The sequence below is a fragment of the Brevibacterium sp. FME37 genome (assembly GCF_014897485.1).
Taxonomy (GTDB): Bacteria; Actinomycetota; Actinomycetes; order Actinomycetales; family Brevibacteriaceae; genus Brevibacterium.
In genome coordinates, this window is record NZ_JABUYE010000009.1 from 102,453 (window position 1) to 128,528 (window position 26,076).

The window sequence follows — 26,076 nt, forward strand, 5'->3', positions numbered from 1 at the left end:
GATGGGTGAGTGCTGGGTCGGGCTCGCTCAGTCCGAGCGTTCGAGTTCGCCGATACGTTCGGAGAAATGGCAGGCCACCAGGGTCGCCTCCGCCCGCCGAGGCTGGGGATCCTCGTGCGTGCATCTGTGCTGCTCGCTCTCGGGCAGCAGCGAGAAGAGCGGGCACCGAGTGCGGAAACTGCACCCGGAGATCTCGTCGGTCGGGCTCGGGAGGTCACCGGAGAGCAGCACTCGCTCACGCGATCGTTCGATCTTCGGATCGGGCACCGGAATCGCCGACATCAGCGCCCTGGTGTAGGGGTGCTGGGGGTTGTCGTAGAGATCTTCAGAGGAGCCGAATTCGACGATACGGCCCAAGTACATCACCGCAACGTGATCGGCGATCTGTCTCACGACCGCCAGGTCATGGGCGACAAACAGGTAGGACAGCCCGAGTGAGTCGCGCAGGTCCTCCAACAGGTTGATGACACCAGCCTGTACGGACACGTCAAGGGCGGAGACCGGTTCGTCGAGCACCAACAGCTTCGGGTTGGTCACGAGTGCCCGGGCGATGCCGATGCGCTGGCGCTGGCCTCCGGAGAATTCGTGCGGATACCGATCTGCCATGTTCGCGTCGAGGCCCACCAGTTCGAGCATCTCTGCGACGGTGTCATGACGCTGCTTGGCCGGGACCTTGTGAACGGTCAGTGGTTCCGCGATCACCTCGCCGATCGGCAACCGCGGATCGATCGCGGCCATCGGATCCTGGAACACGACTTGGACATCCTTGCGCATCGCCAAACGCTCTCGTTTTGACAGCTCAGAAACGTCAACGCCGTTGATGACGATCTGTCCCTTCTGAGGCGCCACCATCTCCAGGACCTCACCGATGGTCGTGGACTTGCCGCAGCCGGACTCTCCGACGAGACCGAGTGTCTGTCCTTCTCTGATCTCCAGATCGATGCCGTCGACGGCTCGCACGGTTCCGATCTGCCGTTTGAAGACTGCTCCCTTGAGCAGCGGGAAGTGCTTCTGCAGCCCGGTGACTTCGAGGACCCGTTCGGCTTCGCTGTTCTTCACCCGCTTCTCGACCGGCTCGGGTCGGGGGAAGATCGTGCCGGCGGTCAGGCTTCCCGAGGCGATCTCATCGGCCCGGTGGCAGGCGGCGGAAACATCGGGTGTGCCGTGTGAGACGAGTTCGGGTTCGACCTCATGGCAGATGTCGAGGGCGATCGGGCACCGCGGAGCGAAGGGACAGCCCGGGATCATATTCGACAGCGAAGGCGGCTTCCCTTCGAGGGGAACGAGTCGCTGGGTTCCGGCCGTCGCCAGGTTCGGCACCGAACGCAGCAGCCCGGTCGTATAGGGCATCTGTGGTCGAGCGAAGACCTGTTCGACCGGCCCCGTCTCGACGAGGCGACCGGCGTACATGACGGCGATGCGGTCTGCATTGCCTGCCACCACGCCGAGGTCGTGCGTGATGAGCACAATAGCTGCTCCAGTGATCTCACGCGCCTTCTGCAGGACGTCGAGGATCTGGGCTTGGATCGTGACGTCGAGTGCGGTGGTCGGCTCATCGGCGATGATGAGGTCAGGATCGTTGGCGATCGCGATCGCGATCATGGCTCGTTGGCGCATTCCTCCGGAGAACTCGTGAGGGTATGCCCTGACCCTTCGTTCGGGTCCTGGAATGCCGACCACACGCAGAAGTTCGATCGCCCTGCTGTGCGCTGCCTCCTTCGACAGGCTCGGATCGTGGAGGAGTAGACCCTCTGAGATCTGTTCGCCGATCGAATAGACCGGAGTCAGTGCCGACAGCGGGTCCTGGAACACCATGGCGATCTCGGAACCGCGCAACTTCGACATCGCATGGTCGTCCATGTCCAACAGTGATCGTCCGCGGTATCGGATAGAGCCATTGACTTGGGCGGTGGAGGGAAGCAGCCCCATCACAGCCATCGACGACACGGATTTGCCGGAGCCTGATTCTCCGACGATGCCCAGGAATTCACCCGGCATGACTTCGTAGTTGACTCCGCGAACCGCCTGCACATCCCCCTTCGGATTGGGAAAGGTGACGGCCAGGTCCCGGACCTCGAGGATCGGGGCCTGTGCAGGTGGTGTGGATCGGTTGGTGCTGAGAGTCTCAGTCACGATTGGCTCCTGAGGTGGGATCGATGGCGTCACGGAGTGCATCAGCCATCAAGCTGATGGCGAAGAGCATGAGAACGAGGACGCCGGCGGGAAAGACGAAGAGCCACGGTCGGGTCACAGCCGCCCCGGACCCCTCGGCCAAGAGTGTGCCGATGGAGACATCGGGCTTCTGGATTCCGAGGTTGAAGTAGCTCAGGGAGGTTTCAGTCAGGATCGCCGAGACCACGCCCAAAGTGGCATCGACAATGAGGATCGACGCAACGTTCGGAATGATGTGCCGACTCAGGATCCGTGGAGTGGAGACCCCCATGTACCGTGCCGCCTTGACGAAGTCACGGTCCTTGATGGCCTTCGTCTGGTTCCTCACGACCTGGGCCATGATCATCCATCCGAACAGGGCGAGGAAGACGACGATCGCCATCCACGACAGTTGGCGCAGCATCGGCGCCAGGAGAACGAGGATGAAGAACGAGGGCAGGACGAGAAGCAGGTTGATGAACCACACGATGACGACTTCGATGCGGCCGCCGAAGTAGCCTGCTGTCGAACCGATGATCGCTGCCAGAAGACTCGCTGCAGGCCCGGCGATGATGCCGATGAGCAGAGATTTTTGCAGGCCTGCAACAGTCTGGGCATAGATGTCCTGGCCGATGGTGTTCGTGCCGAACCAGTGCTGTGCGCTCGGCGCTTTGTTGAGTGCGTAGATGTCCTGGTCGGTGGGCGTGTAAATGTTGATCGAATTGCCGAAGAGCGCGAAGAGAACGAAGAAGGCGAGCATGATGCCGCCGACCCAGAAGCGCGGAGTCGAGCGCAGTCGGCGCCAGACCAGGGCCAGACGGGAGGTGGGTTTCGAACGACGAGGCACAACCTCGGTGTCGGGAGTCGTAGAGATCGGAAGATCGGTGGCCATGTCAGATCCTCACTCTCGGGTCGAGGGCAGCGTAGAGAACCTCCGAAAGAGTCGAAGAGATCAGAGTCAGCACTGCGATGAAAAGAACGGACCCGGCAGCAGCATTGATATCGGACTGCAGGATCGAGTTGATGGTGAACTCACCCATGCCGTGCCAGGAGAACACCACCTCGAGCATCGCCGAACCCGCGACAAGTGTGCCGAAGGCGTAAGCGAAGTAAGTAGACATCGGGATGAGAGCCACGCGAACACCGTGTTTGACCAAGGCGGTCTTGCGGGTGCGTCCCTTCGAGCGTGCGGTGCGGATGAAGTCGGAGGCCAACACATCGAGCATGACCGACCGCTGATAGCGCGAGTATGTGGCAGCGCCCATCATCACCAATGCCAAAGTCGGCAACAGCATATGAGAGAGCTGATCGGTGAACCACGGGAAGACGCCAGGCGGTATGTCCGCCGTGTATTCGCCCGAGAAGCGAATAAGACTTGTGCCGATGAGACCGTTGAAAGCAGTGGCGATGATCATTAGTACCACACCGATGACAAATGTCGGTGTGGCGATGATCAGATAGGACGCATAAGTCACGGCCTGGTCGGAGGCCTTGTATTGCCTAACGGCACCCCACACGCCGAGGACGACACCCAGGATGGCGCCGAGGATGGAACCGATGAGTAGAAGCTTGAGGCTGACACCTGCCCGAGTCATGATCTCCTGGAAGACAGGATTGTTGTGGACCGTCGTCGAGAAGTCTCCGTGGAGGAAGATATTCGTCAGCCATGACCACGTGCGTTCGATGATCGGAACATCCGGATTGGTCCCATGCCCATTGAGAATGGATTTGATCGAGGCGTCCGACAGCGGAGGGTTCTGGCCCCGATATCGGGCGGCCGGATCCATGAACGCACTCGAGGTGATGTAGGCGGTGACCGTGGCGATGAACGCCAGGATGAAATAGTTGACGAAGCGTCGAAGAACGTATTTGCCCATGCCCAGACCTAAATAGCCGCGGCGCGAGAGCTTCCGTGATCGGTCTCTGACTGATGCATCGGCCCGGGGATGAGGGAGTAGATCTCTTTGCGAATCTCGAGGGGGTTACGAGTCATCTGCAATCAAAGTTCCTTTGCGTCAAGTGTTGTCAGTTCAGCGACTTTGCACAGTTCCTCCATGAACCGTCACAAACAACTGAACGTAAGTTGAACTGTATCCACGTGTGATCCTCCGCACAAAGAACCTTGCTCAATTTCTTTTCATTGACTCGCTCGGACCGCAGATTCTCGGGCGACACGCCGTGGTTACAGTTAGGTAACAACAGGTGGTATTTCGCCTGTTCAGGCATAGAAACGCCGAGGCGGTGCGGACATTTGTCCGCATCGCCTCGGCGATGGCTCACTCCCCCACGCAGAGGTGGGTCAGCTCCTCGATGATCAGATCATCGAGTGTTCTCTGCTCAGAAGCAGACCGCTCCGGTGGAGGCCGACTGCACGAGCTTCGCGTACTTGCCGAGCACACCGGTCAGGCGGTGGTTGTCGGGGATCGTCCAGGTCTTGCGACGCTCCGCGAGGACCTCCTCGGAGACATCGAGCTCGATCGAACGGGACGCAATGTCGACGGTGATCTTATCCCCGTCTTCGACGAGCGCGATGGGGCCGCCGTCGACCGCTTCGGGTGCAATGTGACCGATGCACAGACCGGTCGATCCGCCGGAGAAGCGACCGTCGGTGAGCAGCAGGACGTCCTTGCCGATCCCTGCGCCCTTGATCGCCCCGGTGATGGCGAGCATCTCGCGCATTCCTGGCCCGCCCTTGGGCCCCTCATAGCGGATGACGACGACGTCGCCCTTCTTCAGTTCACCGTTGAGGACGGCGTCCATGGCCGGCTTCTCCTGGTTGAACACGCGGGCCGTGCCTTCGAAGACATCGGCATCGAAGCCTGCGGACTTCACGACCGCACCTTCGGGAGCCATTGAGCCCTTGAGTACGGTGAGACCGCCGGTTGCGTGGATCGGGTTGTCCATCGCACGAAGGATCTTGCCGTCGGGGTCCGGCGGATTGATGTGCTCGAGGTTCTCGGCCACGGTCTTGCCGGTCACGGTCATGCAGTCACCGTTGATCAGGCCGTTGTCGAGCAGAGCCTTCATGACCACGGGCACGCCGCCGATCTTGAAAACATCGTTCATCACGTACTGTCCGAAGGGCTTGACGTTGCCCAGGTGCGGAACCTTGTCACCGATGCGGTTGAAGTCATCGAGGGCGAGTTCGACTCCGGCTTCGTGGGCGATGGCCAGCAAGTGGAGGACCGCATTGGTCGATCCGCCGAAGGCCATGACCACGGCAATCGCGTTGTGCAGCGATTCCTTTGTGATGATGTCCTTCGTCGTGATTCCCTGGCGCAGCAGGTTGACGACGGCGTCACCGGATTTGCGCGCGAACATCGTGCGATCGCGGTGGATGGCCGGCGGTGCGGCCGAACCGGGCAGGGACATGCCCATCGCCTCGGCGGCCGAGGCCATGGTGTTAGCGGTATACATGCCACCGCAGGCGCCTTCACCTGGGCAGACGGCGCGTTCGATGGCGTCGACGTCATTCTGGGTGATGGTTCCGGCGCGGCAGGCACCGACGGCTTCGAATGCATCGATGAGGGTGACTTCCTTCTCCGACCCGTCCGACATCTTCGCGGTGCCCGGCATGATCGAACCGTTGTAGAGGAAGACGCTGGAGAGGCCGAGGCGGGCCGATGCCATGAGCATACCCGGGATCGATTTGTCACAGCCGGCCATGAGGACGGATCCGTCGAGTCGTTCGGCGCTCATCACGGTTTCCACGGAGTCGGTGATGACCTCGCGTGAGACCAGCGAGTAGTGCATGCCCTCGTGGCCCATGGAGATGCCGTCGGAGACGGAGATGGTGCCGAACTCCAGGGGGAATCCGCCTGATTCGTGCACGCCTTCTTTGGCGGCCGCGCCGAGGCGCTGCAGGGACATGTTGCACGGGGTGATCTCGTTCCACGAGGTCGCAATGGCGATCTGTGGCTTGACCCAGTCGTCGTCGCCCATGCCGACGGCCCGGAGCATGCCGCGTGCGGCAGTGGCTTCGAGACCGTCGGTGACGTCGCGAGAACGTGGTTTGATGTCTGGGGTGGTGGAATTCGTATCAATGCTCATGCAGGCACTCTACGCCGGAGTCCACCATGTATAGGCCAAGTTCTCGCATGTTGGAACTAGTTTTGAACCGGTCAGCTAGAACTGATGAGGCAGTGCAACGAGAACCGCCCAGCGGTTCGAGAAGAACCGCTGAGCGATAGATCGAGAACTGCTGCGATCACTCCGTCGAGACGAGGTTGAGCGGCGCTTCGCCATCGTTGAGGCGGCGGACCTGCTCGGCCAGAATCTGCACCACCCGTGGTTCGAACGCTGAGGTGTCGCCTCCCTCATGAGGTGTGATGAGGGTATTCGGTGTCCCCCACAGCGGATGGTTCTCCGGCAGCGGCTCGGGATCCATGACGTCGAGAGCGGCATGGAGACGGCCCGTGCTCAGTTCGGCGACGAGTGCCTCGGTGTCGACGACCTTGCCCCGAGCGACGTTGACAATGAGAGCGTTGTCGGGCAGCTGGGCCAAGAAGTCCTTGTCGACGAGCTTGTTCGTGGACTCGGTCAGCGGTGTGATGAGCACGACCACCTCGGTGTGAGGAAGCAGCTTCGGCAGATCATCGACGCCGTGGATGTGGCCACGATCGTCCTCACGTGCCTTCGTCGCGACCCGCGTGAGGTCGACTTCGAAGGGTGCGAACCGATCGGCGATAGCCGACCCGATCTCACCGGCGCCGATGATCATGACGCGACGGTCCTGCAGGGAGCGGTTGCGTTTGTGGTTCCAGATGCGTGCACTCTGGGCACGCACGGCATCGTCGATGCCGCGCAAGCTGGCCAGGGTCAGCGTCAGCGCAAGTTCTGCGGTTCCGCCGGTGTGCACGCCCGAGGCGGTGGCCACCTCGATGCCACGCTCAGGCAGGTGCGCAACCGGATCGTAGCCGGTGGTCTGGGTGATGACCAAACCCAGGTTCGGCAGATCGTCGAGCAACTCGATAGTCGGTCCCGAATTGAGGTACGGGAGCACGACGACATCGACATCGTCTCGGCTCAGCTTCGCCGACTTCTCGGCATCCGAGTAAACGACGAGGTCGACGTTGGCGCGTTGATGCGCCGGAATCCGGGCGATGACGCGGTTGCGGAGTTCAGAATCCGGGAAGGCAATGGTCTTGATCGACATAGCCACATTGTCCCACGAACTGTCCCACTCGGGCAGGGCTGTCCGCCAGACCTATTCCGACAGTCTCACTCGGACAGGGCGACAGTCTCACTCCGGCAGGGCGCGGCCGATTCGTGCGAACACAGCCCCGATGACTTCGAGTTCCTCATCGCTGACGTGGGAGAGGAAGACATCGTCGATGTTCTCCCGGTGCTGGCGTCCCGCGTTGAGGAAAACCTGAGCACCGACCTCGGTGAGGCCGACGTTGTGTGCCCGTTTGTCGTCCGCACATTCTGTCTTCGTCACCAGGCCGGCGTCTACAAGCACCTTGATCCGGTAGTTCAGCCGTGATGGCGAGAACACGAGCTTCTTGGCCAGCACGCTCATCGTCAGCAGATGGGTCGGCTCCTCCCACAGGAGCAGCAATGTGTTGTAGTCGCTGACGGTCAGACCCGCCCTGTCCTTGAGGTTGCCCTCCAAGTTCTGCCGGATGCGCTGTGAGGTCTCGAAGTAGGCACGCCACGACTCCTGCGCGAGTGCGTCACTGTCCCGGCCGAGCTTGATGTCGACCATCGTCAGCCCTCAAACAACTGGGCGAACGGCGTGATGAGCTCGGGATCGAACTCATCATTGATACTCGGATCCCGCCGCGCGCCGCGGCTTCCGAACTCACCGGTCGTCGCCGACGCTGCACCGGCGTCGTCGGGCTTGTCTGCGTTGTCGGCAGCCGAATCAGCAGCGACACTGTGCAGGCTCGCGGCCAAACCGATCAGTTCGTCGCTGGCCTGGGCGATCCGAGCGTTGAGGTTGCGGCCGCCCTCGATGCTGCCCCAGTCATCGGTCGCGGCGAAGATGGTCGTCGGCACGACGATGCCCTTGAGGTAGGACAGCATCGGGCGCAGCACGGTCTCCCCCGCCATCGAGTGCCGCGGTGTGCCACCGGTGGAGCCGATGAGCACGGGCTTGTTCGCCAGGGCCTTTTCGTCGATGAGCTGCCAGAACAGGGTGTGCAGTCCCACCGGCGCGACCTTATACACGGGTGCGACGGTGACGATCACATCCGCCTCGGCAACCTTGGCGAATGCCTCTTCGAGGTTCTCCGAGCGGAATCCGGTCAGCGCCATGTCGGTGAGGTCCGAGCTCAGATTGCGCACGTTGATGTGCTCGGTCTCCGCGCTCAATCCCGCATCGTCTGCCGCCGAAGTGGCCGCTGCGATGATCTTGTTCGACAGTTTCAGCGTGGTTGAGTCCTCGCTCAACGAGGTCGTGATGCTGAGAATCCGCATCAGCGATCAGCTCCTTCCGTAGCAGTCTGCTCCGCTGCCCTGGCCTGACGATCGGCATAGGCACGCGATCCGGGGCCACCGCCGGGGATAGGATCCCGACCCTCGCGGTGGCGGATGACGAGTGATTCGTGTGTCGGCGCATCGGGGACATCGGCCGGACGGTCCTTCGCAAATTCCTTCCGCAAGACCGGCACGACTTCCTCGCCGAGGAGGTCGAGCTGTTCCAGCACCGTCTTCTGCGGCAGTCCCGCATGGTCGATGAGGAAGAGCTGACGCTGGTAGTCCCCGGCCCAGTCGCGGAAGCTCAGTGTGCGTTCGATGACCTGCTGCGGCGATCCCACGGTCAGCGGGGTCTGCGTCGAGAAGTCTTCGAGGCTGGGTCCATGCCCGTAGACCGGTGCGTTGTCGAAGTAGGGACGGAACTCGTTGACGGCGTCCTGCGAGTTCTTGCGCATGAACACCTGACCGCCGAGTCCGACGATCGCCTGGTGCGCCGCGCCGTGTCCGTAGTATTCGTAGCGCTGGCGGTAGAGCTGGACCATGCGGGCAGTGTGCGACACGGGCCAGAAGATATTGTTGTGGAAGTATCCGTCACCGTAGTACGCGGCCTGTTCAGCGATCTCGGGGCTGCGGATCGAGCCATGCCACACGAAGGGTGGAACGTCATCGAGTGGTGTCGGTGTCACGGTGAAACCGCCCAGAGGCGTGCGGAATTTGCCTTCCCAATCGATGTTCTTCTCACGCCAGAGGCGGTAGAGCAGGTTGTAGTTCTCGACCGCCAGTGGAATGCCCGAACGGATGTCCTTGCCGAACCAGGGGTAGACTGGACCCGTGTTGCCGCGTCCCATGACCAGGCTGATGCGGCCATCGGAAAGGTGCTGAGCATAGGCGTAATCCTCTGCGATGCGCACCGGGTCGGTGGTGGTGATCAACGTGGTGGCTGTCGACAGACGCAGCTTCTCCGTCTGTGCCGCGATGTGTGAGAGCAGGACCGGCGGGTTCGCGGGGGCGACGAACGGCGGGTTGTGGTGCTGACCGGTGGCGAAGACGTCGAGGCCGACTTCCTCGGCCTTCTTGGCGATCTCGACAGTGTTCTTGATCCGCTGATTCTCAGACACCGTGGACCCATTGGTGGGATCGGTGGTGACATCTCCGATGGTGAAGATTCCTAATTCCATGTCTGCTCCTTCTTCTCGCCGCTCGCGAACCCTCGTCGAACTGAATTGCTTCAGTTTTGAAGTAACTAGTTGAAAGTTTAACAGACAGTATGCGTGAAGTATTCCCGAGCCCTGTCACACAAGATTCGGGGAAGCCGAGACACAGCAATCGCCGACCCTTCAGAGTCGAAAACCGCCAGGCCCTCCCAGTCGAAATCCTCCAGGGATGTCGGCTGGGTGGACCCGGCGATGACTGCTGCTGCGGGTGGCAGTGGTGACGGGTGGCCTCGGTGAGTGGGCCTCTGGCTCAGATCCAGATGGCGGGGTCGATCAGTTCGAAGTCGGCGTGCCTGGAACCGGTGTCACCGGATTCCGTGGCGACCGCCTCGGCGCCGGTGGACTTCTTATACGGCCTGACCTTCGCGGGGATTCCGACCGCACTCGAGTCGGCGGCGACGTCTTTGACGACGACAGCATTCGCGCCGACCGAGGAATTGTCGCCCACGACGACAGGGCCCAGGATCTTCGCACCGGCTCCCACGAGGACGTGATTGCCGATGGTCGGGTGCCGCTTCGCCTGCTCCATCGACGTCCCGCCCAGGGTGACCTGATGGTAGAGCATCACGTCGTCGCCTATCTCCGAGGTCTCGCCGATGACGACTCCGTTGGCGTGGTCGATGAAGAAGCGTCGCCCGATCTGCGCGCCGGGGTGGATCTCCACTCCCGTCAGGGTCCGCACTGCCTGAGACATCAGCCTGGCCGGCACCTTCGTGGTGTCGTTCTGCCACAGTCGGTGCAAACCGCGGTGCGCCCAGATCGCATGCATGCCCGGATAGGAGACCAGCGAGACGAAATCGCTGGTGGCCGCAGGGTCACGCCTGCGCACGGTATCGAGGTCTTCGCGCAGAGTTGCGCGCACCCCCGGGCGGCTCAGCCCATAGGCGACCGCGCCGATCGCCGCAGCAGCTGCAGTCCACAGTGCCTTCATCTCAACAGTCCTTCGTGCTCGTGATCGTCAATCCTCTATGCCGTGAGGGCGCCAAACATGTGTTTGACGCCCTCACACCGCGGAATCGGCATCCGCCTCAGGCAGTGCCCAGTCCAAATTCCTCTGTTCAGTCCATGTACTCGGCGAACAGCGGTGTGGTCAGGTAGCGCTCACCGAAGTCGGGCAGAATCACGACGATGCGCTTGCCTGCGTTCTCCGGGCGTGCACCCAGCTCTTCGGCTGCCACGAGTGCGGCACCGGAGGAGATTCCGACGAGCAGCCCCTCTTCCTTCGCAACCTCGCGGGCGCGGGTGAAGGCGTCATCGTTCTCAATGGTCACGACTTCGTCGTAGATCTTCGTGTCGAGCACGCCGGGGACGAAGTTCGCGCCCAGTCCCTGAATGGTGTGCGGGCCGGCTTTACCACCGGAGAGCAGTGCCGATGCAGCGGGTTCGACGGCAACGATCTTGACGTCAGGGTTCGCCTCGCGCAGTGCGGCTCCGGCACCGGTGATGGTTCCGCCGGTTCCGATGCCCGAGACGAAGATGTCGACCTTGCCGTCAGTGTCGGCGAGGATCTCGGGGCCGGTGGTGGTGCGATGGATGTCAGCGTTGGCCTGGTTCTCGAACTGGCGGACGAGGACGGCACCATCTGCTGCGATCTCTTCAGCCTTGTCGACAGCACCCTTCATGCCCTGGGCCTTGTCGGTGAGGACGAGCTCGGCACCGAAGGCACGCAGCAGGGCGCGGCGTTCCTTCGACATGGACTCCGGCATAGTCAGCAGAACCTTGTATCCGCGCGAAGTGCCCACCATCGCCAATGCGATACCGGTGTTGCCCGACGTAGCCTCGACGACCGTTCCGCCCGGCTTGAGCTTTCCCGAAGCTTCGGCGGCATCGATCATCGCGACGCCGATGCGGTCCTTGACCGAGTTCGCAGGATTGTAGGATTCCAGCTTGGCGACGATCTCCGCACCGGAGCGTTCGCTGGCCTTGTTCACACGAATCAGCGGTGTGCGGCCGACCAGTTCGGAAACATTGTTGAAGATGGTCAAGACATGTCCTTTCACGCTTAATTGTTCGCCCGGCAGTGAGGGCTGTGACGAAGACGTCACTCAACCACCACCCAAAGGCTTCAGCTGCTGATCTCATCTCGTGGACCGAGACGGTTCGACACCATCATAACCACCCGCCACCTGCTGTTGTTCCCGAGATGGTTGCTCAACAATCCATGTTCGCTTCCGGCGAAATATGATGTCATAGCGCGTCATAGGCGATCAACTGCGCGCCTCGCACCGTGGCGCTGAACGCGTCGAGCGGCCGAACCGCTGAACAATTGTGGTGGATTTCTTCACTGTCAGCTCTCTTAACTCTACGGTTCCGGTGCCCGTCGCCAGTCCAGCCGCACGGCTGCTCAGACGCGAATATGAGACGCCGGGGTGGTCAGGGAGATGGTCGTGAAGGTGCTGGTCGGAGTGCAGAATTCCTTGTGGAACGACAGGTGGGCAGGTGAGCGCGCGGATGAACTCTTCGCAGACGGAACGCGGCGGGGAAAGCCGATACGATTGTCCTCATGGCTATTCATCCCATCGTCATCTACGGAGAACCCGTTCTGCATCAGCGTGCGGAGAAGGTCACTGACTTCGACGACGAACTCGCAACCCTCATCGCTGATATGCACGAGACCCTCGACGCCAGCAATGGTGTCGGTCTGGCCGCTCCGCAGATCGGCGTGGGCAAACGCATCTTCGTCTTCAACGCCGAGGATGATGACGGAGTCCGCAGACGCGGTACCTTCATCAACCCGCTGCTCATCGCCTCGAAGGTTCCCGATACCCGCCCGGATCCCGACGAGGAGACCGAGGGATGTCTCTCGGTGCCCAGCCTCGACTTTCCGCTCAAACGTGCGGAGCGGGTCACGGTCAATGGTCTCGATGAGACCGGCCAGTCGGTGTCTCTGACCGCCGAAGGGTGGTTCGCGCGCATCATGCAGCACGAATACGATCATCTGCAGGGCATGCTCTATGTCGATCGTCTCGACAAGCGCTGGTCGAAGAGGTGGAAGAAGGAGCAGGCCGCCAACGGATACACCGTTCCCGGGCATTCATGGATGCCCGGCGTCGACCCCGATCCGTTCGGTCACTGAGTCGGCACTGAGTTCGCCCGGCTGACTGCAGACGGATCACTCCGGCCGGCGGTCGTCTTCCGGTGAGAATGAGGAGGACGGTGCGGATTCCAGTGCGTCGATCGACTCCTGGGCAGCGGCCAGACGTGCGTCGAAATCGTCGAAGTCGTCTGCGGTCTGGTCTAGCTCGGCGACAAGACCGGAGATGATCGATGACTGCGACTCGGCGTCGATCCGCAGCTCTCTGAATTGCCAGTCCGCGGAGTCATCGGCCGCTGTCCGGGACAGAACATCGAGGACCCGGTCGCCGAGTTCACGTGAGCGTTCGGAATTGTGAAGCAGCATCAGCTGCTGGTCGAGTTCGGTCAGACGCTCGTAGTACTCATGCATGGACAGCACCCGGTTGGCCATCGAGGTGAAGGCCACAGCAAGTTTCGACAGGTACGTCTCCACCGACTTCGCGGTTCCTTCGTCCCTGATGCTCTCAATCTCTTCACGCAGCCGAACCAGTTCGGCCAACCGCACACCGATTGAGGCGACAGCATGGTCAAGATCGACACGTGAGACATGGTCACGCAGGATCGGGTGGGTCCAGGCTCGTGTGCGAACAATCTTGCGCGCGATGGTCACTGCGAGGTGGAACAGTCGTTGTTCGTCGGTGTCGCGGCCTTCCTTGCGGCCAGGTTGGAATCCCAGCGACGCCGGAGTGATCCACTGCGCTTGTCCTACCTGAGCGCGGTTCTTCCGGCTCAACCGTTTGGGGTCACGGAAGTACTTCGGTCCGGTGACTGCCGCGAACACACCTGTTCCCACTGCAGTCACTCCCCCGAGCGCCCCGAAAGCCAGTGCAGCATCGGCGAAGCCCGACAGCAGTGCCAGTCCACCGGGGGCGGCAAAGCCGGCTGTGACAGCGGCTCCGGTTCCGGTTCCGCCTTTGAAGAGCATGCTGGAGCGGAAGAAGTTTCGGCGCATTCCCCCGGTGAGCATGATCGCGCTCGGGGACCCCGCGGTGTAGCGGTACCCGCGAGCATTCCAGGCCTTCATGATGCCCTTGTTGACGCTTTCGGGCACGAGGACGCGATAGACCGGGAGAGACTTCCCGCATTCGCTCTTCCACAACGACTTCCACGACTGGGACACCGCATTCACCTCCACATACGGATGGCACCCGCACGCCGAATCCACCGGTTCTATGCCCGGCGAAGTCAGCACCTGGCCCGTGAGAATGAGAACAGCCACACCCTCTGGACTTCTTTGATGTTCAAGTCTAGAGGGTGTGGCTGGATCAATCCTGAGTTCTGTTCAGTCGCCTGATCCTGTTCAGTCGACCGATCCTTGTCAGACGACTGCGAACTCAGCCGTTGATCTTGGCAAGGATCAGATCCTTGGCCTTTCCGGCATCGGCCTGACCGCGGGTGGCCTTCATAATCGGTCCCATCAGGGCACCGATGGCCTGCATCTTTCCGCCCTTGATCTTCTCGACCACGTCGGGGTTGGCAGCGATGGCCTCCTCGACTGCGGCTTCGAGTGCACCGGTGTCTTCGACGATCTCGAGACCACGGGCGCTCATCACCTCGGCGGGTTCGCCTTCTCCGTCGGCCACAGCTGTGAGGACGTCCTTCGCGAGCTTGTCGTTGAGCTTGCCGTCGTTGATCAGCCCGATCAGGGCTGCGACCTGGTCCGGTGTGACAAGCTCAGTGGGATGCTGTTCCTTCTGGTTGGCCAACCTGGCCACCTCACCGGTCCACCATTTGCGTGCTGCGGCGGGCTTGGCGCCCGCGCTCACAGTGTCCTCAATGGCTTCGAGCAGACCTGCGTTGACGACGTCGCGCATCTCCAGATCGGAGAAGCCCCACACGCCTGCAAGGCGACGGCGTTTCTGGGCCGGCAGCTCGGGCAGAGTCGCCCGCAGCTCTTCGACCCAATCACGGCTGGGCACAAGCGGAACGAGGTCCGGCTCCGGGAAGTACCGGTAGTCATCGGCATCTGACTTCGGACGCCCCGATGACGTCTCCCCCGTGCCTTCGTGGAAGTGACGGGTCTCCTGCACGATCTTCTCGCCGGCTTCCAGACGGGTCGCCTGGCGGGCGATCTCGTAGCGGACCGCACGTTCGATCGAGCGGAAGGAGTTGACGTTCTTCGTCTCTGTGCGGGTGCCCAGTGGAGCATCGGGGCTCTCGCGCAGGGACACGTTGACGTCGGCACGGACGTTGCCCTGTTCCATGCGTGCTTCGGAGACGTCGAGGGCACGGAAGATGTCGCGCAGGGTCCGTACGTAGGTGGAAGCCACCTCGGCGGCCCGATCCCCTGTCCCGGTGATCGGGTGGGTCACGATCTCAACCAGGGGCACACCGGCACGGTTGTAGTCGACCAGGGAATGGTCGGCTCCGTGGATGCGACCGGTGGCGCCGCCGATGTGGGTGTTCTTGCCGGCGTCTTCCTCCATGTGAGCGCGCTCGACAGGGATGGTGAACATCGTTCCGTCTTCGAGTTCGATCTCGACCTGTCCCTCGGCCGCAATGGGCTCATCGGACTGGCTTGTCTGGAAGTCCTTGGGCACGTCCGGGTAGAAGTAGTTCTTCCGGGCGAAACGACAGGTCTCTGCGATCTCGCAGCCCAGTGCCAGGCCGATCTTGATCGCGTACTCGACGCCCTTCTCGTTGACGACGGGAAGTGAGCCGGGCAGCCCCAAGGAGGTGGGGGTGATGTTGGTGTTCGGTCCCCCGCCGAAGGTGTTGGGTGCGGCGTCGAACATCTTCGTCGCGGTGCCCAGTTCGACGTGGACCTCGATGCCGATGACCGGATCGTATTTCTTGATCGCGTCTTCGTATTTCACTTGGTGGTCAGTCCTTCCGCAAGAGTATCGAGCACTCGAGTCCCGGAGGCTTCCAAGGCGGCTTCGAGTGGGCCGGCCACCTCGTACATCTTCACGTCCTGTCGTGCCGGGGCGAGGATCTGGAATCCGACGGGAAGACCGTCGGCCAGTCCTGCTGGCAGGGAGAGTCCGGGGATTCCGGCCAGGTTGGCTGGGATCGTCGCCACGTCGCCGAGGTAGAGGGCCATCGGGTCGGATGCCGCCTCCGCGCCGAACTTCAGAGCCGTCGTCGGTGCCGTCGGTGAGACGAGGACGTCGCAGGACTCGAACGCCTTGGTGAAGTCATTCTGCACCAGGGTGCGGATCTTCTGGGCAGACCCGTAGTAGGCGTCGTAATAACCGGCGGAGAGTGCATAGGTGCCGAGGATGATGCGGCGTTTGACCTCATCACCGAAACCGGCAGCACGGGTCGCTGCCATGACCGTCTCAGCGGTGACCGGACCGGACTCGGGCTCGACCCGCAGTCCGTAGCGCATACCGTCGTAGCGGGCCAGGTTCGACGACACTTCGGAGGGCATGAGGAGGTAGTAGGCGTCGAGTGCGTAGGAGATCGAGGGGCAGTCGACCTCAACGATTTCAGCACCGGCCGCAGCCGCCACGTCGAGGGCGGTCGAGAACACATCGCGGACGCCGTCCTGGTAGCCCTCACCACGCAGCTGCTTGATGACGCCGAGCTTCTTGCCCCCCAGGTTCGATGTCTGTGCCGCCGAGACGAACCCTGCCACCGGGTCCGGCAGCGAGGTCGAGTCGAGCGGGTCGTGACCGGCGAGCAGCTCGTGCAGAGCTGCGGCGTCGGCAACGTTGCGACCCATCGGGCCGACCTGGTCGAGGCTTGAGGCCATGGCGATGATGCCGAAGCGGGAGATCGAACCGTAGGTAGGCTTCACACCGACTGTGCCGGTGAACGCCGCGGGCTGTCGCACCGAACCGCCGGTGTCCGTGCCGACCGACAGCGGAGCCTGGAAGCCAGCGAGGGCTGCCGCGGCGCCGCCGGAGGACCCACCGGGCACGTGCTCGAGGTTCCACGGGTTGCGGGTGGTGCCGAATGCCGAGTGCTCGGTCGTCGAACCCATGGCGAACTCGTCGAGGTTGGTCTTGCCCAGGACAGGGAGTCCGGCGGCCTTGACCTTGTTGTGCACGGTCGATTCGTAGGGTGGCACCCAGTTCTCGAGCATCTTCGACGCCGCGGTCGTGGCCACACCTTCGGTGACGATGAGGTCCTTGAGCGCCACGGGCACTCCGGCCAGGGCGTGAACCTCTTCGCCGGCGCTGCGCTTGGCGTCGACCGACTTCGCCGTCTCCAGCGCAAGTTCGTCGGTGACGGTGATGAACGAACCGAAGTCTGCTTCGGTAGCGTGGATGCGATCCAGGTGAGCCTGGGTCACCGCGACGGAGGAGAACTCGCCGGCTTTCAATCCTGCGGCGAGTTCGAGGGCGCTCTTATTGATCAGTTCGCTCATCATTCCTCCCCAAGGATCTGTGGGACCAGGAACTTCTCGTCAGCAGATGCTGGGGCCGAGGCCAGAGCCTGCTCGTTGGTCAGGGTCTCACCCACGACGTCGGGGCGCAGCACGTTCGACAGTGCGATCGGGTGGCTGGTTGCCGGCACATCATCGCCGGCCACTTCATTGACCCTGGCAACATTGCTCAAAATGGTGCTCAGGTCACCGGCGAGCGATTTCAGCTCGTCTTCGCCCATGGCGATCCGAGACAGCGAAGCCAAATGCTCGACTTGCTCGGGGGTGATTGCGGAGGACTCCGTCATTCCCTGCCTTTCATCGGTCTGTTTACTCGTCAGCAAGTCTAGTCTCTTTGCCGGACCGGTTCTGAAGGGAACGATGTGAGGTTCGCCGGGGCATCAGTGCGTGGCTTCGCCGAGGCGGGTCACTCAGGTGGCGGACTGTTCGGGCCAGGTGCGTTCGCCTCTGATGTAGCTCGAGATGTCCCCGAGCACCCTGTCGGCGTCAGCTTGGGAGAACTCTCCGGACGCGACTCCTGCCTGCAGATCGCCGGCGAGGTCATTGACTCGTGATTGAGCGTCGGCAACGGTGTGTGCCACCAGACCGGCACTCTCACTCGGTGCCGTGGCGCTGACGAAGTCGAGCCCGCCGTCGGGCGTCGTCTCCGTGTGGGGCTGCGCATTGGCGGCGTGGTTACTCTCACGATTCTGATCACCGTCGCGATTGTCGTCGCCGGTGGTGTCACCGTTGCGAGACTTGTCGTCATCGCGGGTTCGGGCGGGGGCGAGCGGTGAAGCTGAGGAACCGGTCAGTGCGGGAGCCGCACGTTTGGTCGGCTGCTGTCCGGGGTTGAGGATGTAGTCGGCAATGCCTGCCGTCACCGGTGCCGTGGTGAGTACTGCGGCGAGAACGACGGCAGTGCCGGCAATCAATCGGGGAATTGCTTTCATACCATCACTCTTCCAGATCAAACTGTTTCCCCACTTCACTGCTGCTGAGATGATCCTTGATGTTCGGTGACGAATCCGTGGCAGGAGTGCGCCAGATCACGGCTCGTCACAGATCGTCAGTCGAAGCTGCCAGTCTCCAGGAGCGTGCGGAACGTGTCCTCGTCGAGGACCCTGACGCCCAACGATTCGGCCTTTTCCAACTTCGACCCGGCGTTTTCCCCAGCCACCACATAGTCGGTCTTCTTCGACACGGAACTCGCCGCCTTGCCGCCGGCGCCGAGGATCGCCTCTTTGATTCCGTCACGGGTGAACGTGGACAGTGAACCGGTGGCCACAATCGTGAGACCTTCCAGAGTCTGGGCTCCGGCTTCCTGAGGCTCGTCCTCCATCCGGACTCCGGCGGCTGCCCAGGCCTCAACGATCTCGATATGCCAATCCACGGCGAACCAATCACGGATGCTCGCCGCGATCGTCGATCCGATTCCGTCGACGGCTGAGAGCTCTTCGAGTTCAGCAGCCCGGATGGCTTCGAGGGTTCGAAAATGTCCGGCTAGGGTGCGTGCTGCAGTTGGACCCACGTGACGGATCGAGAGTGCGACGAGGACCTTCCACAGGTCCTGGTCCTTGGCCTTGTCGAGTTCATCGAAGAGCTTCTTCGTGTTCGCGCTCGGAGCACTCGGCTTCTTCGCAGTTGCGCGGGTGTAGAAATAGGGCACGAGTTCGCGCTCCCCCGTCTCCACACCTTTGACCTTCTTGTTGCGCCAGATCTTCACCTCGGCCAGATCTTCAGCCGTGAGGTCGAAGAGGAACGCTTCGGAGGTCAGCGGCGGCGCCTCGGGCTCGGCTGGAGCGGTCAGAGCCAGAGCCGCCTCTTCACCCAGGGCCTCGATGTCGAAGGCCGCACGGGATGCCAGGTAGAAGATGCGATTAGCCAGCTGGGCCGGGCATGACCGGGCATTAGGACAGCGTTTGTCCTTATCGCCTGCCTTCTGCTCCCCCAGCTTCGTGCCGCACGAGGGGCAGTGAGTGGGCATGACGAACTCGTACTCGTTGCCGTTGCGTTGGGCGACGACCGGACCGAGGACTTCGGGAATGACGTCGCCGGCCTTGCGCAGGGTCACAATGTCCCCGATGAGCACGCCCTTGCGGGCCACCTCGTAGCCGTTGTGCAGGGTCGCACGTTCCACCGTGGATCCGGCCACGGTGACCGGATCCATCACCGCGAACGGGGTTACTCGACCGGTCCTGCCCACCTGAACCTGGATATCGAGGAGCTTCGTGGTGACCTCTTCGGGCGGGTATTTGAAGGCTGTCGCCCAGCGCGGTGCACGTGAGGTGTAGCCCAGGGTCTCCTGGACGGCGATATCGTCGATCTTGATTACGATGCCGTCGATCTCGTGGGTGACATCGTGGCGGTGTTCACCGTAGTAGGTGATGAAGTCTTCGATCTCGTCTACCGTGTCCAGCACCTTGAAGTATTCGCTGATGGGCAGTCCCCAGCTTCTGAACGCCTCGTAGACCTCGGACTGATGTGCGGGTTCGGGATGCGAATCATCGGCCGGTGTCCAAACTGCGATGCCGTGGACGAGCATGTGCAGCGGACGTACAGCGGTGACGGCGGGGTCCTTCTGGCGCAGGGATCCCGCGGCGGAGTTGCGGGGGTTCGCGAATGGGGCCTTGCCCTCTGCGACGAGAGCGGCATTGAGTTCGGTGAATTTCTCCAGAGGGAAGAACACTTCCCCGCGGATCTCGACCTCGGCGGGTGGGTAGTCGGTGTCGAGTTTGTCCGGGATGTCGGAGATGGTGCGGACATTCGCGGTGATGTCCTCACCGATACGTCCGTCACCGCGGGTGGCGGCGCGCACGAGTTCACCGTTGCGGTAGAGGAGGTTGACGGCGAGTCCGTCGATCTTGAGTTCGCAGAGGAACTTCGACTTCGCCGAGGTGGCCGCGCGGACCCGGTCGTACCATCCTCTGAGTTCTTCGACGTCGAAGACATTGTCGAGGCTGTACATCCGGCCGATGTGCTCGACCGGGTCGAAGGTCGATGTGTCGATGACGCCGCCGACGGTCTGGGTCGGTGAGGAGTCGGTGATGAGCTCGGGGAACTTCTCCTCGAGGTCTTGGAGGCGGTGGACGAGATCGTCGTATTCGGTGTCGGAGACGAGCAGGGAGTCCTGGTAGTACGCCCCACGATATTCTTCGATCTTCTCCACGAGTTCCGCATGCGCCTGAGCCCGGGAGCTGGCATCCGACAGGTCTGAGTTATCGGGCGTGTCTGTCATTCGATCTCCTCAAAGGCACGCCGCAGACCTGCGGCGATCATCATCGTTCCCGTGCTGATGTTCTCGGCACCGTCTCCGTCGACCGAGGTCAGCAGCGGCGGATAGGTCATCGGAAGCTCTTCGCCCGCGAGGACTCCGAAATCACGCAGACTTCTAGTGCTCATGCCGATGCGGTTCCACGGCGTCATGATCCTGTTCAACCAGTGCTTGACCTCCTTCGGACGCGCTCCTGCGGCCGGCGGCAGACCCATCCATGTCCCGACTCCCGCTTCGGAGATCATGGCCAGCTGCTCCCACCCGTGTGCCTTCAGGCTAGCCAACGGCACTGACACAGCGGTGGCACCGGAATTGCGGACCACCTCGGCGGCGGTGATCTCCTTGCCCTGCAGCGCAAGGGAATCGAAATCGGGGAGGCTGAGCAGCACCGGGGGCAGATGCCGCAGCGTCGACTGCAGAGCGGCGTAGACCTGATTCTCGGACACCGCGGGCAGGGTGGCCCAGCCGGAGACCGTGGGCCAGGTGCCGGTGAGGACCGGGTGCAGGCGGGTCTCGACGAGGCGGATCACAGGCGCCATGCCCAGTGTGGAGAGCTTGTCGGCGAAGGCTGCCAGTCCGAACGCATAGGCCTGGATGACATCGCGGCGGGCACCGAGATCACCGAGGACAGGGGCCCCGGAGGCCAGGCTCAGGGCGGTGACCACGGTCCACGGTCCGGGCAGGGAGACCTGGACCTGACCGGTGTAGCCGTCACCGTACTCGGCGATGGCGTCGAAGGCCTCGCTGAGTGCAGAGAATTCGAGTCGTTCGTCGCGACCCGCTGCGCTCGTCAGGCGCCAACCGAAGGACGCTCGGTCGACGTGAAGGTCGGTGAGCAGACCGACAGCTCGCCCGATCGCGTCTGCGCCCCACCGGTCCTCGGCCCGGTGAGCATTCAGCGGTACGGGCGGCAGCTGCTCGCCGAGGTGATCAAACGCCGCTGCGGCCGCCTCACGGACGGGGCTGTTCGCGATGTAGCCGGCGGCCCCGGACAGGGAACCAGCTTCGGCCTCGGGCCGGGGGCCGGGGATCCAGATGCCGGTGGTCGTTCCCGCGGGTGCGAGGGCGGCAGGGGTTTCGGTCGGTTCAGCCATGGTTGCGGCTGTGTGGGATTCCGAAGACGTCGGCATAGAACCCGAACTCGCTTTCCAGGGAATCGATGATGGTTTCAGCTCGGACGAACCCGTGGGATTCGCCCTTGTACAGACGGTAAATGTACTCCACTCCGGTCAATTCCAAGGTATCGACGAATTCCTGGGCCTGACTGGGTGGGACGATCGGGTCGCGATCGCCTTGCATGATGGCCACGGGGACAGTGATGTGCGTTGTACGTCGAATCGGTGACCGGGTGATGTAGGCGTCCTGGGCCTCCGGCCAGGGGCCGACCAGTCCGTCGATGTAGTGCTTCTCGAAGTCGTGGGTGTCCACGACGAAGCGCATCAGGTCGGTGACCCCGAAGTAGGAGGTGCCGCAGGCGAAGGTCTCTGAGGAGGCCAACGCGGTCAGCACCGTCCACCCGCCTGAGGAGGCTCCGGAGATCGCAATCCGGTGGGGGTCGGCCAGCCCTTCAGCCACCAATGCGTCGACCGCGGCCAGGGTGTCGGAGACGTCGACGATGCCCCATTGGCCGCGCAGACGGTTGCGCCAGGCCCTGCCGTAGCCGGTCGAACCGCCGTAGTTGACCTCCATCACCCCGATGCCTCGGGATGTGAAGTAGCTGAACCGGGCGGACATGTCGGGGGTCGCTTGACCTGTCGGTCCTCCGTGGATGGAGATCACGTAGGGCGGGCGTTCGCTCTCAAGGGCGGTGAATCGTGGGTTGTGCGGCGGGTGGATGACGACAGGGACGCCGCCGAGCTCTCGCGTTCGAGGCCGCGAGCAGTAATCCTGGTGTGCGTCGAGGCGTTCCTGGGCGATCTCGATGAAGGTGCCGGTGGCCCGGTCCACGGCGTAGAGGGCACCGGTCGAGTCCGCGGACTTCGCGGTCAGGAGAATATGGCTGTGGCTCAAGTCGTGGAGTTCGAGGCTGCCGAACGGCTCTCCCGGTGCGGTGATCTCTTCGAAGTCACTGCTGAGGACGTCGTTGCCCGACCGTGGGAGTCGTGTTCTGACGAGGGAAGAGGTCGCTGACTGGGAGTGGGCCCAGATCTCCTCGTCATCATTCAGATGCCAGATCGCTCCCAGCTGCCAGAGTGGGCCGCCGATCTCGCTGCCGGTGTCGAGGAGCGGTCGCAGAGCGGTGACGTCGAGCTCATCAGCGAATTCGCTTGTCCGCGTGGAGTCCTTGAACTTATCCGTGGAGTCTGTGCTCGTCTGCCTGGACTCTTTGGCAGCCCGGCGGTCGCGCACCAGACAGTCGATCGGTTCGAAGTCCAATGAGTACAGGGCCCAGTGACCGTTGTGGTCCGAGCTCACAATGAGCGAGGAGTCCGAGGTGAATTCGGGTTGCAGGAGCGATATATCGTGTCCGCGCATGACGCCGGCGACGGGAGTGTCTTGGGTGCGAACGTCGATGAGCCACAGGTTCGTCTGGTCCCAGGGCATGTTGGGATGTTCCCAGCCGATGAACGCCAGTGTCGAACCATCTGGTGACAGGCGGGGCCACGCCATGAAGTAGGAATGGCGTGAGAGCACATTCGTCGTCCCGTGCCTGGTGATCAGGACGATGGCTCGTTCTCTGCGGGTGGACCGGCAGTCCTCGCGCACACACAGCAGACCCCAGCGGGTCATCGTCAGGTCGCCGTACCGGATGCGGCCGGAAGTATCAGGGGTCAGGGCGTGCGGAGATCGGCCTGGAATGATCTGCCAGATCCGCTGGTCTGAGGCGTTGACGAAGTAGATGACATCGCTGTTGGGATCCAGTGCCCATGCGCCTCCCCCGTATTCGTGGACCGAGGACCTGATGTTGAAGTCTGCGGGCAGCACCTGCTCCTTCAGCCCCGGATGTGACAGTGACGTCCGGATCAGGCCTGTGCGCGAATTCTCCGTTGGGACCTTCGTCGAGAAGTAGATGTGCTCACCACGGAATGCGGCATCGAAGATCGGTGCGGAGCCCGCAGCCACCTCCGCCGCGCTCAGCGGAGACGACCAGGTTCCGAAAGGTGCCGTGACGACATCTTGGGGAAATTCCTTCATACCCCCAGGTTAACGCAGGGGCGAAGACCACAGCTCAGACGCTGCAGCAGTCTTTGCCCGCAGACGCCGAGCCGGACGAATCGTCCTCAGACGCCGAGGCGGTCCTTGGCTGTCACGTCGATGGTGGCCTGCCCGAGAACCCGGGTTCCGCGGTAGATGACCATGGTCTGCCCGGGAGCAACGCCGGAGAGTTCCTCGTCGACGTCGATGTGCATGAGCTGCCCGGCAGGTCGTGCGGCCGGAACCTCGACCTCATCGACGATCGGGTTGACTTCATGTTCGGGCGCCTCGGAGATGTAGTCGCCGAGCCACGCCCTGGCCGGAACCGGGTCACTGTGCGCCCGGATCTGGACCTCGCAGTCGATGGCGGTTGCAGGTTCGGTGCCGATATCGGCCGGTGCCGGACCGGCCCAGGTGGTTCGGATGCCGGTCAGGTGAGCGACTCCGAGATCACTGCGGGAGCCGACCGTGACCGTGTTCGAGGCCGGGTCGAGGCCGGTGACGAAGCGCGGCTGACCATCGGCGGCGGGCTTCTGGATGCCCAGGCCCTTTCTCTGGCCGATGGTGTAGGTCATCGCACCATCGTGTTCGCCCAGGGTTTCACCTTCGGCGTCCTTGATGAGGCCCGGACGCATGGGGATCTTGTCCGCCAGCCACGCCTTCGTATCGCCGTCGGGGATGAAGCAGATGTCGTAGGAGTCAGGCTTGTTGGCTACGGAGAACCCACGCTCGGCCGCCTCGGCGCGGACTTCCGCCTTCGATGCGGTGGCGCCGATCGGGAAATAGCAGTGTTCGAGCTGATCGCCGGAGAGTACGCCGAGGACATAGGACTGGTCCTTCGCGAGGTCCTCTCCGCGGTGAAGTTCGGGGAGTCCGTTCTCGTCGCGCAGCACCTCGGCGTAATGGCCTGTGGCGATGGCGTCGAAGCCCAGTGCCAGGGCACGATCGAGGAGGGCCGCGAACTTGATGCGCTCATTGCAGCGCATGCACGGGTTGGGTGTGCGCCCGGCCGCGTATTCGGCGATGAAGTCATCGACGATGTCCTCTTTGAACCTCTCGGAGAAGTCCCACACGTAGAACGGGATGTCGAGCATTCCGGCCACACGGTGGGCGTCCCGGGAGTCTTCGATGGTGCAGCAGCCGCGTGAACCAGTGCGCAAGGTTCCGGGCATGCGGGACAGGGCGAGGTGGACTCCGACGACTTCGTGGCCTGCGTCGACGGCGCGTGCTGCGGCGACTGATGAGTCGACTCCGCCGGACATGGCGACGAGAATTTTCATGATGCTCCTTGCATCCAGCGTGGAGTGGCCGAGACCATTCCAGCCTGGTGTGCTTGTTCGACGACTTCGGGCAGAACCTCGAGAAGGCGATCGACTTCGTCTTCGGTCGAGTCGTGGCCGAGGCTGAATCGTTGTGCTGATCTGGCGACGTCCTCATTCATGCCGCAGGCCAGCAGCACGTGGGAGGGACGGGAGACCCCGGCCGAGCAGGCTGAGCCCGTTGAGGTCGCCAGTCCTCTCGCATCGAGGCCGAAGAGCAGGGAATCGCCTTCACACCCGGAGAATGTGAAGTGCGCGTTCGCGGGGAGCCTGCCTCCACCTCGGCGACCGGAGAGGGTGGCGCCCTGAATCGTGTCCTCTATGCCGGAGATGAGCCGGTCGCGCAGGAATGAGAAGCGGGCGGCTCGGGCGTCGATATCGGCAGTGGCGAGGTCCACGGCCTTCGCGAAGGCCACGGCACCGGCCACGTCGAGTGTGCCGGAACGGACTCCACGTTCCTGTCCCCCACCGTGGAGGATGGGCGCAGGAACGGCGGCGCGGTCGAGCAGCAGTGCGCCGATGCCCACGGGCCCGCCGATCTTGTGGGCGGTGATCGACATGGCGGTCGCGCCGAGCTCGGCGAAGTTCAGCGGGATCTGGCCCAGTGCCTGCACGGCGTCGATGTGGAAGGGAACACCAAGATCTTTGGCACACGAGCCGATTTCGGCGATCGGCTGGAGGGTGCCGATCTCATTGTTCGCGGCCATGATGGAGATGAGAGCGGTGCGCTCGGGGGCGTGGCGCAGTTCGGTCAGGGCGGCATCGAGATCGAGGTGGCCTTCTTCGTCAACGTCGAGGTAGACGATTTCGGCACCCTGAGTGCCCAGCCACTCCACCGAGTCGAGGATCGCATGATGCTCGATCGTCGTTGTGAGCACGCGCGGGCGAACCGGTGCTTCGAAGGTGGAGTCGTTGCGGGCCAGGTAGAGGCCCTTGAGTGCGAAGTTATCGGCTTCTGTGCCGCCGGAAGTGAAGATGACCTCGGATGATGTGGCTGCGCCGACACCACGGGCGATGTCCTCGCGGGCGGTCTCGATACGCATCCGCGCGGCCTGACCCACGGTGTGCAGAGCCGAGGGATTGGCCCGTCGGCTCAGTTCGTCGGTGTAGACGTCGAGCACCTCTGCCGGCATCGGCGAGGTGGCTGCGTGATCAAGGTAAATCGGCACTCTCCCT

At 62.7% G+C, this 26,076-nt stretch carries 21 protein-coding genes; 1 reads left to right on the forward strand and 20 read right to left on the reverse strand.

The window, feature by feature from the left end:
• Window positions 1-27: 27 nt before the first annotated feature.
• From INT29_RS12135 to cysK, 10 genes are all read right to left on the reverse strand, one after another.
• Entirely contained in the window at window positions 28-2,133 is a 2,106-nt protein-coding gene (locus INT29_RS12135) for an ABC transporter ATP-binding protein (protein WP_101574244.1), read from the reverse strand.
• The gene (locus INT29_RS12140; protein WP_101574243.1) at window positions 2,126-3,043 is read right to left on the reverse strand and encodes an ABC transporter permease; all 918 of its coding nucleotides are present in this window, start codon (window positions 3,041-3,043) and stop codon (window positions 2,126-2,128) included. The genes INT29_RS12135 and INT29_RS12140 overlap by 8 nt, the downstream gene beginning before the upstream one ends.
• A 1-nt stretch (window position 3,044) precedes the next feature.
• Window positions 3,045-4,028 carry an ABC transporter permease gene (locus INT29_RS12145; RefSeq protein WP_193071774.1) on the reverse strand — a complete coding sequence of 328 codons (984 nt, stop codon included), beginning with the start codon at window positions 4,026-4,028 and terminating at the stop codon, window positions 3,045-3,047.
• Between the two features lie 460 nt (window positions 4,029-4,488).
• A complete protein-coding gene (gene ilvD / locus INT29_RS12150; protein ID WP_193071775.1) occupies window positions 4,489-6,201 on the reverse strand; it encodes a dihydroxy-acid dehydratase in 1,713 nt (570 codons plus the stop codon).
• Window positions 6,202-6,358: 157 nt separating this feature from the next.
• Window positions 6,359-7,306 (reverse strand): 2-hydroxyacid dehydrogenase, encoded by a 948-nt coding sequence (locus tag INT29_RS12155; protein WP_101574240.1) that lies wholly within the window; start codon window positions 7,304-7,306, stop codon window positions 6,359-6,361.
• Between the two features lie 87 nt (window positions 7,307-7,393).
• Window positions 7,394-7,858 carry a MarR family winged helix-turn-helix transcriptional regulator gene (locus INT29_RS12160; protein ID WP_101574239.1) on the reverse strand — a complete coding sequence of 155 codons (465 nt, stop codon included), beginning with the start codon at window positions 7,856-7,858 and terminating at the stop codon, window positions 7,394-7,396.
• A gap of 2 nt (window positions 7,859-7,860) precedes the next feature.
• Window positions 7,861-8,571 (reverse strand): NAD(P)H-dependent oxidoreductase, encoded by a 711-nt coding sequence (locus tag INT29_RS12165; protein WP_193071776.1) that lies wholly within the window; start codon window positions 8,569-8,571, stop codon window positions 7,861-7,863.
• Complete coding sequence (locus INT29_RS12170) at window positions 8,571-9,749, reverse strand: LLM class flavin-dependent oxidoreductase (RefSeq protein ID WP_101574237.1); 1,179 nt, start codon at window positions 9,747-9,749, stop codon at window positions 8,571-8,573. The genes INT29_RS12165 and INT29_RS12170 overlap by 1 nt, the downstream gene beginning before the upstream one ends.
• Before the next feature lie 286 nt (window positions 9,750-10,035).
• A complete protein-coding gene (gene epsC / locus INT29_RS12175) occupies window positions 10,036-10,716 on the reverse strand; it encodes a serine O-acetyltransferase EpsC (RefSeq protein WP_193071777.1) in 681 nt (226 codons plus the stop codon).
• A gap of 127 nt (window positions 10,717-10,843) precedes the next feature.
• On the reverse strand, window positions 10,844-11,770 hold the full coding sequence (gene cysK / locus INT29_RS12180) for a cysteine synthase A (protein WP_193071778.1): 927 nt from the start codon (window positions 11,768-11,770) through the stop codon (window positions 10,844-10,846).
• Window positions 11,771-12,288: 518 nt separating this feature from the next.
• On the opposite strand from cysK, the gene def reads away from it, so the two are divergent.
• A complete protein-coding gene (gene def / locus INT29_RS12185) occupies window positions 12,289-12,861 on the forward strand; it encodes a peptide deformylase (RefSeq protein WP_193071779.1) in 573 nt (190 codons plus the stop codon).
• Between the two features lie 36 nt (window positions 12,862-12,897).
• Here the strand turns inward: def and INT29_RS12190 are convergent, their stop codons facing one another.
• The 10 genes from INT29_RS12190 to INT29_RS12235 all read right to left on the reverse strand — a co-directional run bounded on the left by INT29_RS12190 (window position 12,898) and on the right by INT29_RS12235 (window position 26,069).
• On the reverse strand, window positions 12,898-14,079 hold the full coding sequence (locus INT29_RS12190) for a hypothetical protein (protein WP_319020894.1): 1,182 nt from the start codon (window positions 14,077-14,079) through the stop codon (window positions 12,898-12,900).
• Between the two features lie 115 nt (window positions 14,080-14,194).
• Window positions 14,195-15,676, reverse strand: a complete 1,482-nt coding sequence (gene gatB, locus INT29_RS12195; protein WP_101574233.1) for an Asp-tRNA(Asn)/Glu-tRNA(Gln) amidotransferase subunit GatB — start codon at window positions 15,674-15,676, stop codon at window positions 14,195-14,197.
• The gene (gatA, locus tag INT29_RS12200; protein WP_193071780.1) at window positions 15,673-17,175 is read right to left on the reverse strand and encodes an Asp-tRNA(Asn)/Glu-tRNA(Gln) amidotransferase subunit GatA; all 1,503 of its coding nucleotides are present in this window, start codon (window positions 17,173-17,175) and stop codon (window positions 15,673-15,675) included. Before gatA ends, gatB begins: the two co-directional genes overlap by 4 nt.
• The gene (gene gatC / locus INT29_RS12205) at window positions 17,175-17,480 is read right to left on the reverse strand and encodes an Asp-tRNA(Asn)/Glu-tRNA(Gln) amidotransferase subunit GatC (protein WP_101574231.1); all 306 of its coding nucleotides are present in this window, start codon (window positions 17,478-17,480) and stop codon (window positions 17,175-17,177) included. Before gatC ends, gatA begins: the two co-directional genes overlap by 1 nt.
• 123 nt (window positions 17,481-17,603) lie before the next feature.
• The gene (locus tag INT29_RS12210) at window positions 17,604-18,125 is read right to left on the reverse strand and encodes a hypothetical protein (protein ID WP_193071781.1); all 522 of its coding nucleotides are present in this window, start codon (window positions 18,123-18,125) and stop codon (window positions 17,604-17,606) included.
• Between the two features lie 116 nt (window positions 18,126-18,241).
• A complete protein-coding gene (ligA, locus tag INT29_RS12215; protein WP_193071782.1) occupies window positions 18,242-20,410 on the reverse strand; it encodes an NAD-dependent DNA ligase LigA in 2,169 nt (722 codons plus the stop codon).
• Window positions 20,407-21,540 carry a hypothetical protein gene (locus INT29_RS12220; protein WP_226841911.1) on the reverse strand — a complete coding sequence of 378 codons (1,134 nt, stop codon included), beginning with the start codon at window positions 21,538-21,540 and terminating at the stop codon, window positions 20,407-20,409. The genes ligA and INT29_RS12220 overlap by 4 nt, the downstream gene beginning before the upstream one ends.
• On the reverse strand, window positions 21,533-23,581 hold the full coding sequence (locus tag INT29_RS12225; protein ID WP_193071784.1) for a S9 family peptidase: 2,049 nt from the start codon (window positions 23,579-23,581) through the stop codon (window positions 21,533-21,535). The genes INT29_RS12220 and INT29_RS12225 overlap by 8 nt, the downstream gene beginning before the upstream one ends.
• An 86-nt stretch (window positions 23,582-23,667) precedes the next feature.
• On the reverse strand, window positions 23,668-24,861 hold the full coding sequence (gene mnmA / locus INT29_RS12230; RefSeq protein WP_193071785.1) for a tRNA 2-thiouridine(34) synthase MnmA: 1,194 nt from the start codon (window positions 24,859-24,861) through the stop codon (window positions 23,668-23,670).
• Window positions 24,858-26,069 carry a cysteine desulfurase family protein gene (locus INT29_RS12235; RefSeq protein WP_101574225.1) on the reverse strand — a complete coding sequence of 404 codons (1,212 nt, stop codon included), beginning with the start codon at window positions 26,067-26,069 and terminating at the stop codon, window positions 24,858-24,860. Before INT29_RS12235 ends, mnmA begins: the two co-directional genes overlap by 4 nt.
• Window positions 26,070-26,076: the final 7 nt, after the last annotated feature.